Raw genomic sequence first — 11,808 nt, 5'->3', positions numbered from 1 at the left:
TCTCTCCACTATCTGTTGGAATAGCTGGGCGGAGCGGTTCCGCCGCGTTCTGGCATGGTGCCGGAAAAATGAGTCACAATGCAGGCCGGCTTCAGGCCAGCAAAACGGACCTATGATAGCCAAGAATCGTTCCCGACTTAAGGCCTTTGGCGCATGAAACGAACCGCTTTTTTCATCTCCGACGGTACCGGCATTACCGCTGAAACCCTCGGACAGAGCCTGCTGGCGCAGTTCGAAACCATCACGTTCGCAAAGCTCACGCGGCCCTACATCGACAGCGTGGAAAAAGCGCGCGCCATGGTACAGCAAATCAACAAGGCTGCCGAGGCAGACGGGGCGCGACCGATTATCTTCGACACCATCGTGAACAAGGAGATCCGGGAAATTCTCGCGACCTCCAACGGCTTCATGATCGACATCTTCTCGACCTTCCTCGCGCCGCTGGAACAGGAGCTCACCTCCCATTCCTCGTACTCCGTGGGCAAGTCCCACTCCATCGCCCACAACTCCAACTACATGGAGCGCATCGAGGCGGTGAACTTCGCGCTGGACAACGACGACGGTGCACGCACCCACTACTACGACAAGGCGGACCTGATCCTGGTCGGCGTGTCGCGCTGCGGCAAAACGCCCACCTGCCTGTACATGGCGATGCAGTACGGCATCCGCGCGGCCAACTACCCGCTGACCGAAGAGGACATGGAGCGCCTGCAGCTGCCCAATGCCCTGCGCCCCTACAAGCACAAGCTGTTCGGCCTGACCATCGACCCCGACCGCCTCACCGCCATCCGCAACGAGCGCAAGCCCAACAGCCGCTACGCGAGCTTCGCCCAGTGCGAGTTCGAGGTGCGCGAGGTGGAAAACCTGTTCCGCCGGGAAAACATCGCCTACATCAACTCCACCCATTTCTCGGTGGAGGAGATTTCCGCGAAGATCCTCGTCGAAAAAGGCGTTGAGCGCCGCCTCAAGTAATCTGTCACGAGCCCGTCATGACCCTCAACGATGCCCTGCTGTTCGCCCCGATCGCGCTGCTGATCGCGATCACGCCGGGCCCCAACAACTTCTGCGCGATGAACAACGGCATCCGCCACGGCATGGCGACCGCCGTACTGGCCACCACGGGGCGAGTGATTGCGTTCGCCTTCTTCCTGCTCATTTCGGCGGTCGGCCTCGGCGCCATGCTGATGGCCTCCGAACAGCTGTTCAGCGCGGTCAAATGGGTCGGCGCTGCCTACCTGCTCTACCTGGGCGTCAGCGCCTGGCGTAGCCGCGCCTTCGCCCTGGACGAACAGCAAAGCCCGACGCAATCAAGACGCACCTTGTGGCTGGCGATGCGCCAGGAGTTTCTCATCGGCATCAGCAATCCCAAGGCCATCCTGCTGTTCGCAGCGATCTTCCCGCAATTCATCCGCCCCGATCAGCCGGCCGCCGAACAGTTTCTCTACCTGGGCACGACCTATCTGCTGGCTGAATATGCAGCTTCGTTGCTCTATGCACTGTTCGGCCTGCAGATTCGCCGCCTGATTCGTAGCGCCCGCGGCGTGCGCAACCTCAACCGCACCACCGGCGCCTTCTTTGTCGGCGCCGGCGGCCTGTTGCTGGGTACCAGCCAGCACTGAGCGACTCAGAAGCTGTCGCCCGGCACCCGTACCCAGCCTTCCATCAATATCCGCGCGCTGCGGCTCATGATCGCCTTGGTCACCTGCCACTGGCCGTCCACCTGCCGGGCTTCGGCGCCCACGCGCAGGGTGCCCGAAGGGTGTCCGAAACGCACCGCCGTGCGCTCGCCACCACCGGCCGCCAGGTTCACCAGGGTGCCGGGGATGGCCGCCGCAGTGCCGATGGCAACCGCCGCCGTGCCCATCATCGCGTGATGCAACTTGCCCATAGACAGCGCCCGCACCAGCAGGTCGATCTCGTCGGCCTTCACCGTCTTGCCGCTGGAGGCCTGGTAGTCCCTGGGCGGGGCAACGAACGCCACCTTCGGCGTGTGCTGGCGGGTCAGCGCCTCTTCGGGGGACTTGATCAGCCCCATGCGCAGTGCGCCGGCGACGCGGATCTTCTCGAAGCGCGCCAGCGCCTCGGGGTCGCCGTTGATGGCCTCGCGCAGCTCGGTGCCGGTGTAGCCGATGTCCTCGGCGTTGACGAACACCGTGGGAATGCCGGCGGTGATCAGGGTCGCCTTGAAGGTGCCGACGTCCGGCACGTCCAGCTCATCCACCAGGTTGCCGGTGGGGAACATCGAACCGCCCTCCTCCCCGTCATCCGACGGGTCGAGGAATTCCAGCACGATCTCCGCCGCCGGGAAGGTCACCCCGTCCAGCTCGAAATCGCCGGTTTCCTGCACCTGGCCATCGGTGACCGGCACGTGGGCGATGATGGTTTTCTGGATGTTGGCCTGCCAGATGCGCACCACGCAGGTGCCGTTGGCCGGAATGCGTGAAGGGTCCACCAGCCCGGCATGAATGGCAAAGGCGCCCGCCGCGGTGGACAAATTGCCGCAGTTGCCGCTCCAGTCGACGAAGGCCTTGTCGATGGAGACCTGCCCGTAGAGGTAGTCGACATCGTGCCCAGGCTGGCTGCTCTTCGACAGGATCACGCACTTGCTGGTGCTGGAGGTCGCCCCGCCCATGCCGTCGATGTGCGCGGCGTAGGGATCGGGGCTGCCGATCACCCGCATGAACAGCCGGTCACGGGCCTCGCCCGGCACCTGGCAGGCCTCGGGCAGGTCCTGCAGGCGGAAGAACACGCCCTTGCTGGTGCCGCCACGGATGTAGGTGGCGGGGATTTTCACTTGCGGCAGATGAGCCATGAGTGCAGTCCTGAAAAATGGCCCGGATGCCATCCGGGCTAAGCCTTCAATGAGCCGCAGGGTGGAGGGAAAAAGGGCCCTCCACCCTGCGCAGTCAGGCGACCTCGCCCTTGAGGAAGTCCTTGGCAAAGCGCTGCAGCACGCCACCGGCCTTGTACACGCTGACGTCGGCAGCGGTGTCCAGGCGGCAGGTCACCGGCACCCGCACCACCTCGCCGTTGCGGCGATTGACCACCAGGGTCAGGTCGCAGCGCGGCGAAATGTCGCCTTCGACGTCGTAGGTCTCGGTACCGTCCAGGCCCAGGGTCAGACGCGTGGTGCCCGGCTTGAACTCCACCGGCAGCACGCCCATGCCCACCAGGTTGGTCCGGTGAATGCGCTCGAAGCCCTCGGCGACGATCACTTCCACACCCGCCAGGCGCACGCCCTTGGCCGCCCAGTCGCGGGACGAGCCCTGGCCGTAGTCGGCACCGGCGACGATGATCAGGTTCTGCTTGCGGTTCATGTAGGTCTCGATGGCTTCCCACATGCGCATCACCTGGCCTTCCGGCTCCACGCGGGCCAGCGAGCCCTTCTTCACCTGCCCGTCGACCACGGCCATCTCGTTGACCAGCTGCGGGTTGGCGAAGGTGGCACGCTGGGCCGTCAGGTGGTCGCCACGGTGGGTGGCGTAGGAGTTGAAGTCCTCCTCCGGCAGGCCCATTTTCGCCAGGTACTCGCCGGCGGCCGAGTCCGCCAGGATGGCGTTGGACGGCGACAGGTGGTCGGTGGTGATGTTGTCCGGCAGGATCGCCAGCGGCCGCATGCCCTTGAGCGTGCGCTCGCCGGCCAACGCGCCCTCCCAGTACGGGGGACGACGGATGTAGGTGGACATCGGACGCCAGTCGTACAGCGGGCTTTCCGCCTCCTGCACGCTGCCCAGGTCGAACATCGGGATGTAGATCTGCTTGAACTGCTCGGGCTTCACCGAGGCGGCGACGATGGCGTCGATCTCCTCGTCGCTCGGCCACAGGTCCTTCAGCGTGACGGGGTTGCCCTGGGCATCGGTGCCCAGCGGGTCCTGCTCGATGTCGAAGCGCACGGTGCCGGCGATGGCATAGGCCACCACCAGCGGCGGCGAGGCGAGGAAGGCCTGCTTGGCGTAGGGGTGGATGCGCCCGTCGAAGTTGCGGTTGCCCGAGAGCACGGCGGTGGCGTACAGGTCGCGGTCGATGATCTCCTTCTGGATCACCGGGTCCAGCGCGCCGGACATGCCGTTACAGGTGGTGCAGGCGTAGGCGACGATGCCAAAGCCGAGCTTCTCCAGCTCCGGTAGCAGCCCGGCTTCCTCCAGGTACAGCTTGGCGACCTTGGAGCCCGGGGCGAAGGAGGTCTTCACCCAGGGTTTGCGCACCAGGCCGAGGGCATTGGCCTTCTTCGCCACCAGGCCGGCAGCGATCACGTTGCGCGGGTTGGAGGTGTTGGTGCAGCTGGTGATGGCAGCGATGATCACCGCGCCATCGGGCATCAGGCCCTTCGCCTCTTCGTCACGACCGGCCTGCAGCTTGGCCTCGTCGGCGATGCCGCGCTCGGCCAGCGCCGAGGTCGGCAGGCGGCGGTGCGGGTTGGACGGGCCGGCCATGTTGCGCACCACGCTGCCCAGGTCGAAGCTCAGCACGCGCTCGTACTCGGCGGCGTTCAGTGCACTGCCCCACAGCCCCAGGGTCTTGGCGTAGTTCTCCACCAGCGCCACCTGCTCGGTCTCGCGGCCGGTGAGCTTGAGGTAGTCGATGGTTTGCTCGTCGATGTAGAACATCGCGGCGGTGGCGCCGTATTCCGGGCACATGTTGGAAATGGTCGCGCGGTCGCCGATGGACAGGCTGTCCGCCCCCTCGCCGAAGAACTCGACGTAGGCGCCCACCACACGCTCCTTGCGCAGGAACTCGGTCAAGGCCAGGACGATGTCGGTGGCGGTGATACCGGGCTGACGCTTGCCGGTCAGCTCGACACCGACGATGTCGGGCAGGCGCATCATCGACGGGTGGCCGAGCATCACGGTCTCGGCCTCCAGGCCGCCTACGCCGATGGCGATCACGCCCAGGGCGTCCACGTGCGGCGTGTGCGAGTCAGTGCCGACGCAGGTGTCGGGGAAGGCGATGCCGCCGCGCGCCTGGATCACCGGGCTCATCTTCTCCAGGTTGATCTGGTGCATGATCCCGTTCCCGGCGGGGATCACGTCGACGTTCTTGAACGCGGTCTTGGTCCACTCGATGAAGTGGAAGCGGTCCTCGTTGCGACGGTCCTCGATGGCGCGGTTCTTCTCGAAGGCGTCCGGGTCGAAGCCCGGGGCCTCGACGGCCAGGGAGTGGTCGACGATCAACTGGGTCGGCACCACCGGGTTGACCTTGGACGGGTCCCCGCCCTGCTCGGCGATGGCATCACGCAGGCCGGCCAGGTCCACCAGCGCGGTCTGCCCGAGGATGTCGTGGCAGACCACCCGCGCCGGGTACCAGGGGAAGTCCAGGTCGCGCTTGCGGTAGACCAGCTGCTCCAGCGATGCGGTCAGGTCGGCGGGCTCGCAGCGGCGCACCAACTGCTCGGCCAGCACGCGGGAGGTGTAGGGGAGCTTGTCCCAGGCGCCGGCCTGGATCGCCTCGACCGCCTCGCGGGCGTCGAAGTAATCCAGCGCGGTGCCGGGCAAGCGCTTGCGGTATTGGCTGTTCACGGTCGTGGTCATTGTTATTTACGGTCCTTGAGCGGCACGAACTTCAGGTCTTCGGGGCCTGTGTAGTTGGCGCTCGGGCGGATGATCTTGCCGTCGATGCGCTGTTCGATGACGTGGCTGGACCAGCCCGAGGTGCGGGCGATCACGAACAGCGGGGTGAACATGGCGGTGGGCACGCCCATCATGTGGTAGCTGACGGCGCTGAACCAATCGAGGTTGGGGAACATCTTCTTGATTTCCCACATGGTGCTTTCCAGGCGCTCGGCGATGTCGAACATCTTGGTATTGCCCTGCTCCACGGAGAGCTCGCGGGCCACTTCCTTGATCACCTTGTTGCGCGGATCGGAGACGGTGTAGACCGGGTGGCCGAAGCCGATGATCACTTCCTTCTTCTCGACACGGGCGCGGATGTCGGCCTCGGCCTCATCCGGGCTGTCATAGCGCTTCTGCACTTCGAAGGCCACCTCGTTGGCGCCGCCATGCTTGGGCCCGCGCAGCGCGCCGATGGCGCCGGCGATGCAGGAGTACATGTCCGAGCCGGTGCCGGCGATCACCCGCGAGGTGAAGGTAGAGGCGTTGAACTCGTGCTCGGCGTACAGGTTCAGCGAGGTGTGCATGGCGCGCACCCAGGATTCGCGGGGCTTCTCGCCATGCAGCAGGTGCAGGAAGTGGCCGCCGATGGAGTCGTCGTCGGTCTCCACCTCGATGCGCTTGCCGTTGTGGCTGTAGTGGTACCAGTACAGCAGCGCGGAACCCAGGGAGGCCATCAGCTTGTCGGCGATGTCGCGGGCGCCGGGGTGGTTGTGGTCGTCCTTCTCCGGCGACAGGCAGCCCAGCACGGAGACGGCGGTGCGCATCACGTCCATCGGGTGGGCGGAAGGCGGCAGTTGCTCCAGCGCGGCCTTGACGCCAGCGGGCAGGCCGCGCAGGGCCTTCAGCTTGGCCTTGTAGCCGGCCAGCTCGGCCACATTGGGCAGCTTGCCGTGGACCAGCAGGTGGGCGATCTCTTCGAATTCGCAGCGGTTGGCGAAATCCAGCACGTCGTAGCCCCGGTAGTGCAGGTCGTTGCCGGTACGGCCAACGGTGCACAGGGCGGTATTGCCGGCGGCGGTGCCGGAAAGGGCCACGGATTTCTTCGGCTTGAAGCCCGGAGTGGTGGTTTCGGTGGTGCTCATCGGTATCTCCTCGAGTCTTTTTGTTCTGTTGCGCGCTGAGTAGGGTGGGGCGGGCGGCGATCCGCTTCAGCCCACCAACAGCGCTGACACGGTGGGCTGAAGCCCACCCTACGACCTTGCTGGTTCTACTTCTTGCCGGCGGCGAACAACGCGTCGAGCTTCTGCTCGAAGGCGTGGTAGCCGATGCGGTCGTAAAGCTCCGCGCGGGTCTGCATCAGCTCGATCACGTCCTTCTGGTGGCCACTCTGGCGAATGGCGGTGTACACGGCTTCCGCCGCCTTGTTGGCCGCGCGGAAGGCCGACAGCGGGTAGAGCTGGATGGCCACGCCAACCGAGGCCAGCTCGTCACGGGTGAACAGCGGGGTGGCGCCGAACTCGGTGATGTTGGCCAGCACCGGCACGTTCAGTTCCTTGACGAAACGCGCGTAGGTGGGCAGGTCGTAGGCGGCCTCGGCGAAGATGCCGTCGGCACCGGCCTCCACGTAGCGCTTGCAGCGCTCGATGGCGGCGTCCACGCCCTCGGCCTGGATGGCATCGGTGCGGGCGATGAGGAAGAAGTCCGGATCGGTCCGGGCGTCAGCGGCGGCACGCACGCGGTCGACCATTTCCTCGCAGGAAACGATCTCCTTGCCCGGTCGGTGGCCGCAGCGCTTGGCGCCGACCTGGTCCTCGATGTGCGCCGCGGCAGCGCCGGCCTTGATCAGGCTCTTCACCGTGCGCTCGATGTTGAAGGCGCTCGGGCCGAAGCCGGTGTCGATGTCCACCAGCAGCGGCAGGTCACAGACATCGGTGATGCGGCGCACGTCGGTGAGCACGTCGTCCAGGGTGTTGATGCCCAGGTCCGGCAGGCCCAGGGAGCCGGCCGCCACGCCACCACCGGAGAGGTAGATGGCACGGAAACCGGCACACTTGGCCAGCAGCGCATGGTTGGCGTTGATCGCACCGATCACCTGCAGCGGGCTTTCTTCGGCAAGGGCCTGGCGGAAACGCTGGCCGGCGGAGAGCTGGGTCATGAATCACCTCGGGTGTGGGAGGGGTTGGCGAGCGCGTCCTGCCCGTTCTGGGAGCCGTAGTGGCGCTCGATGTTTCGCTTGGAGGCGCCGATGTGACGGCGCATCAGCAGCTCGGCCAGCTCGCCGTCTCGGTCGGCGATGGCATCGAGAATGCGGTGGTGTTCGGCAAAGGCCTGGCGCGGGCGGTTCGGCGTGGCGGAGAACTGGATGCGGTACATGCGCACCAGCTGGTACAGCTCGCCGCAGAGCATGCGGGTCAGGGTCTGGTTGCCGCTGCCCTGGATGATCCGGTAGTGGAAGTCGAAGTCGCCTTCCTGCTGGTAGTAGCCACGCCCGGCCTGGAAGGCCTCGTCGCGCTCATGGGTATCCAGCACCCGGCGCAGCTCGTCGATCTCCGCCTGGGTCATGCGCTCGGCAGCCAGGCGACAGGCCATGCCTTCGAGGGACTCGCGGATCTCGTACAGCTCGATCAGCTCGGTGGGGCTCAGCGACACCACCCGCGCGCCGACGTGGGGCACGCGCACCAGCAGCTTCTGCCCTTCCAGACGGTGGATGGCTTCGCGCAGCGGGCCACGGCTGATGCCGTAGGTACGCGCAAGCTCCGGCTCGGAGATCTTGCTGCCCGGCGCAATCTCGCCCCGGATGATGGCGGCCTGGATACGACGGAAGACGTGCTCGGAGAGGGTTTCCGAGTCTTCGGTCACAGCCAGGGGAGTTTCCAGGGTGGCAGCCATGATTGTCGACACATTTAATTTCAGATGCGCCGAAAAGTACGCCCAAGGCCATTTACTGTCAAACCAAAGACCCACATTGTCGACAATGGTCGAGTGTCGCGAAAAATTCATATAAAGGCGCCACCGCCTTCACAAAGCGCGCGGGCCGTCTGTCGCCGCAGAAAACCCACATGCTAGAATGCGCGCCTCATGCGCCTGGCGAGGCGCCACCGTTTTGCTTGCTAGACTCTTTCGCCAGACGCCGGGGCTTTGGTCCTTGCGCCGGGCATCAGGATCCCGAACCGCATCCAAGGACCCATGACTTACAAGCCACTAGCCCTGCTCCTGTGCCTGGCGAGCCTGCCAGACCTCAGCCTCGCCAACGGCAAGACCGTCTACGGTCTGAACGAATACGCCCGCCTTTCCGACCTTGACCTGGTGATCGCTGCCAAGCTGGACACCGGGGCCAAGACCGCCTCCCTCAGCGCCCGCGAAATCAAGCGTTTCAAGAAGAACGGAGAGTCGTGGGTACGCTTCTACCTGGCCATCGACGACGCCCACGCCCACCCGATCGAGCGCCCCCTGGCGCGCATCAGCAAGATCAAGCGGCGTGCCGGCGACTACGACCCCGAGGAAGACGACAACCGTTACACCGCACGCCCGGTCATCGAACTGGACGTGTGCATGGGCGGCGCCCTGCGGCGGATCGAAGTGAACCTCACCGACCGAAGCGCTTTCCAATACCCGCTCCTGATCGGTTCCGAGGCACTCAAGCGCTTCGATGCACTGGTCGACCCGAGCCTTAAATACGCTGCCGGCCAACCCGGCTGTGCCACTGACGCAAACGCTGCCGAGTAACTCACATGCGCTCTCTTACCCTGCATCTGAAAGTCCTCATCACCCTGCTGGTGACCCTGGGCGTTCTGATAACGGCCTACCAGATCTTCATTCAGGGCATCCCGATCACCGAGGATGAGACCGACGACCTCTGGAACATCGACGCCAAGGTCGAATTCCAGGCCAGCCCGCGCGACCCGATCAAGGTGCAGATGTTCGTGCCGCCGCTGAACCGGGACTACGTCAGCCTCAACGAGAGCTTCATCTCCAACAACTACGGCGTGAGCATCAACCGCGTGGACGGCAACCGCAAGGTGACCTGGTCCGCCCGCCGCGCCAGTGGCAACCAGACCCTCTACTACCGCCTGGTGCTGACCAAGCGCTACAGCGGCGAGAAGCCCAAGGACAAGGGGCCGATCTTCCGCGACAGCATCCCGGTGGAAGGCGCCGAGAAGATCGCCGCCGAAGCCCTGCTGGCGCCCATCCGCCAGCACTCGGCCGACGTCGAGACCTTCATCAGCGAGACCATCAAGCGCGTCAACAACGTCAACGATGACAACGTCAAGCTGCTGCTCGGCGGCGACGCCGGTACGCCGAACAAGGCCAAGGTCATCGAACTGCTGCTGTCCATCGCCCACGTGCCGATGGAGCGCGTGCACACCATCCGCCTGGCCGCCGACCAGCCGCAGAGCCCCGAGCTCTGGCTGCGCAGCTTCAACGGCGAGAGCTGGCTCTACTTCAACCCCGAGACCGGCCAGCAGGGCCTGCCGGGTGACCGCCTGGTGTGGTGGACCGGCGACGAGCCGCTGATCACCGTCGACGGCGGCAAGAAGGCCCAGGTGACCTTCAGCCTGAACAACAGCGAGATGAACGCCATCCGCCTGGCCAAGCTGACCGACGAGAACACCGACGCCGACTTCCTCGAATACTCCCTGTACGGCCTGCCGCTGCAGACCCAGCAGACCTACCAGATCATGATCATGATCCCGATCGGTGTGCTGGTGATCCTCATCCTGCGCAATCTCGGCGGCCTGCAGACCCTCGGCACCTTCACCCCGGTGCTGATCGCCCTGGCCTTCCGCGAGACCCAGCTGGGCTTCGGCATCGCCCTGTTCACCATCATCACGGCGCTGGGCCTGTCGCTGCGCTCCTACCTGGAGCACCTCAAGCTGCAGATGCTGCCGCGCCTGTCGGTGGTGCTGACGTTCGTGGTGATCCTCATCGCGGTGATCAGCCTGCTCAGCCACAAGCTCGGCCTGGAGCGCGGCCTGTCCGTCGCCCTGTTCCCGATGGTGATCCTGACCATGACCATCGAGCGCCTGTCCATCACCTGGGAAGAGCGCGGCGGTGGCCATGCCTTCAAGGTCGCCATCGGTACGCTGTTCGCCGCCACCCTGGCGCACCTGCTGATGACCGTGCCGGAGCTGACCTACTTCATCTTCACATTCCCGGCGGTGCTGCTGATCCTGGTGGGCTTCATGCTGGCGATGGGTCGCTACCGCGGCTACCGCCTGACCGAACTGTTCCGCTTCAAAGCCTTCGTGAAGGACTGAGCCCATGTTCGGCCTGATCAAGACGTGGAAAGCCCTTGAAGCCAAAGGGATCATGGGCATCAACCGACGCAACGCGGACTACGTGCTGAAGTACAACAAACGGCACCTGTACCCGATCGTCGACGACAAGATCATCACCAAGCAGCGCGCCATCGAGGCGGGGATCCACGTACCCGAGATGTACGGGATCATTTCCACCGAGAAGGAGATCGACAAGCTCGACGAGATCATCGGCGAGCGCAACGACTTCGTGATCAAGCCGGCGCAGGGCGCCGGTGGCGACGGCATCCTGGTGATCGCCGACCGCTTCGAAGGCCGCTACAAGACCGTCTCCGGGAAGATCATCAGCCACGAGGAGATCGAGCATCAGATCTCCTCGATCCTCACCGGCCTCTACTCCCTCGGCGGGCACCGCGACCGCGCGCTGATCGAGTACCGCGTGACCCCGGACCCGATCTTCAAGAGCATCAGCTACGAAGGCGTGCCGGACATCCGCATCATCGTGCTGATGGGTTACCCGGTGATGGCGATGCTGCGCCTGCCCACCCGCCAGTCCAGCGGCAAGGCCAACCTGCACCAGGGCGCCATCGGCGTGGGCGTCGATCTCGCCACCGGCATCACCCTGCGCGGCACCTGGCTGAACAACAAGATCGCCAAGCACCCGGACACCACCAACGCGGTGGACGGCGTGCAGCTGCCCAACTGGGACGGCTTCATGAAGCTGGCGGCCGGTTGCTACGAGCTGTGTGGCCTGGGCTACATCGGCGTGGACATGGTGCTGGACGTGGACAAGGGCCCGCTGATCCTGGAACTGAACGCCCGCCCGGGCCTGAACATCCAGATCGCCAACGACTGCGGCCTGACCCACCGCGCCCACGCCGTCGAGGCACGCCTCGAAGAGCTGAAGGCCAAGGGCATCCAGGAGTCCCCGGAAGAGCGCGTGCGCTTTTCCCAGGCGCTGTTCGGCAACGTACGGCCGACGGAAATCTGACCCGCCCCGC

At 65.2% G+C, this 11,808-nt stretch carries 10 protein-coding genes; 5 read left to right on the top strand and 5 right to left on the bottom strand.

The window, feature by feature from the left end:
• Positions 1 to 153 precede the first annotated feature (153 nt).
• Together ppsR and PotMrB4_RS09375 are read left to right on the top strand one after the other, a co-directional pair.
• Positions 154 to 972 (top strand): posphoenolpyruvate synthetase regulatory kinase/phosphorylase PpsR, encoded by an 819-nt coding sequence (ppsR, locus tag PotMrB4_RS09380; RefSeq protein ID WP_044401624.1) that lies wholly within the window; start codon positions 154 to 156, stop codon positions 970 to 972.
• A gap of 17 nt (positions 973 to 989) precedes the next feature.
• A complete protein-coding gene (locus tag PotMrB4_RS09375; protein ID WP_044401621.1) occupies positions 990 to 1,619 on the top strand; it encodes a LysE family translocator in 630 nt (209 codons plus the stop codon).
• Positions 1,620 to 1,624: 5 nt separating this feature from the next.
• Here the strand turns inward: PotMrB4_RS09375 and prpF are convergent, their stop codons facing one another.
• The 5 genes from prpF to PotMrB4_RS09350 form a co-directional block, all read right to left on the bottom strand.
• Entirely contained in the window at positions 1,625 to 2,812 is a 1,188-nt protein-coding gene (prpF, locus tag PotMrB4_RS09370; protein ID WP_172433085.1) for a 2-methylaconitate cis-trans isomerase PrpF, read from the bottom strand.
• A gap of 94 nt (positions 2,813 to 2,906) precedes the next feature.
• The gene (gene acnD / locus PotMrB4_RS09365) at positions 2,907 to 5,516 is read right to left on the bottom strand and encodes a Fe/S-dependent 2-methylisocitrate dehydratase AcnD (protein WP_172435064.1); all 2,610 of its coding nucleotides are present in this window, start codon (positions 5,514 to 5,516) and stop codon (positions 2,907 to 2,909) included.
• Positions 5,517 to 5,530: 14 nt separating this feature from the next.
• Positions 5,531 to 6,691 (bottom strand): bifunctional 2-methylcitrate synthase/citrate synthase, encoded by a 1,161-nt coding sequence (prpC, locus tag PotMrB4_RS09360; protein WP_074968784.1) that lies wholly within the window; start codon positions 6,689 to 6,691, stop codon positions 5,531 to 5,533.
• Positions 6,692 to 6,816: 125 nt separating this feature from the next.
• Positions 6,817 to 7,704 carry a methylisocitrate lyase gene (gene prpB / locus PotMrB4_RS09355; protein WP_172433084.1) on the bottom strand — a complete coding sequence of 296 codons (888 nt, stop codon included), beginning with the start codon at positions 7,702 to 7,704 and terminating at the stop codon, positions 6,817 to 6,819.
• Positions 7,701 to 8,438, bottom strand: coding sequence for a GntR family transcriptional regulator (locus PotMrB4_RS09350; protein WP_044401606.1), 738 nt, complete (start codon positions 8,436 to 8,438; stop codon positions 7,701 to 7,703). The genes prpB and PotMrB4_RS09350 overlap by 4 nt, the downstream gene beginning before the upstream one ends.
• Positions 8,439 to 8,735: 297 nt before the next feature.
• Between PotMrB4_RS09350 and rloA the strand changes: the two genes are divergently transcribed.
• Genes rloA through PotMrB4_RS09335 form a run of 3 tightly spaced genes read left to right on the top strand, consistent with a single transcriptional unit; the run spans position 8,736 to position 11,798 of the window.
• Positions 8,736 to 9,275, top strand: a complete 540-nt coding sequence (gene rloA / locus PotMrB4_RS09345) for a retropepsin-like aspartic peptidase RloA (protein WP_172433083.1) — start codon at positions 8,736 to 8,738, stop codon at positions 9,273 to 9,275.
• Positions 9,276 to 9,280: 5 nt separating this feature from the next.
• Positions 9,281 to 10,807, top strand: coding sequence for an osmotic stress tolerance membrane protein RloB (gene rloB, locus PotMrB4_RS09340; protein WP_044401600.1), 1,527 nt, complete (start codon positions 9,281 to 9,283; stop codon positions 10,805 to 10,807).
• Between the two features lie 4 nt (positions 10,808 to 10,811).
• Positions 10,812 to 11,798, top strand: a complete 987-nt coding sequence (locus PotMrB4_RS09335) for an alpha-L-glutamate ligase-like protein (protein ID WP_142010918.1) — start codon at positions 10,812 to 10,814, stop codon at positions 11,796 to 11,798.
• Positions 11,799 to 11,808 lie beyond the last annotated feature (10 nt).

Origin of the sequence: Metapseudomonas otitidis (assembly GCF_011397855.1) — a bacterium.
Lineage (GTDB): Bacteria > Pseudomonadota > Gammaproteobacteria > Pseudomonadales > Pseudomonadaceae > Metapseudomonas > Metapseudomonas otitidis.
The sequence above is the reverse complement of the archived record's forward strand: the minus strand, read 5'-3'. Positions and strand labels throughout refer to the sequence as shown.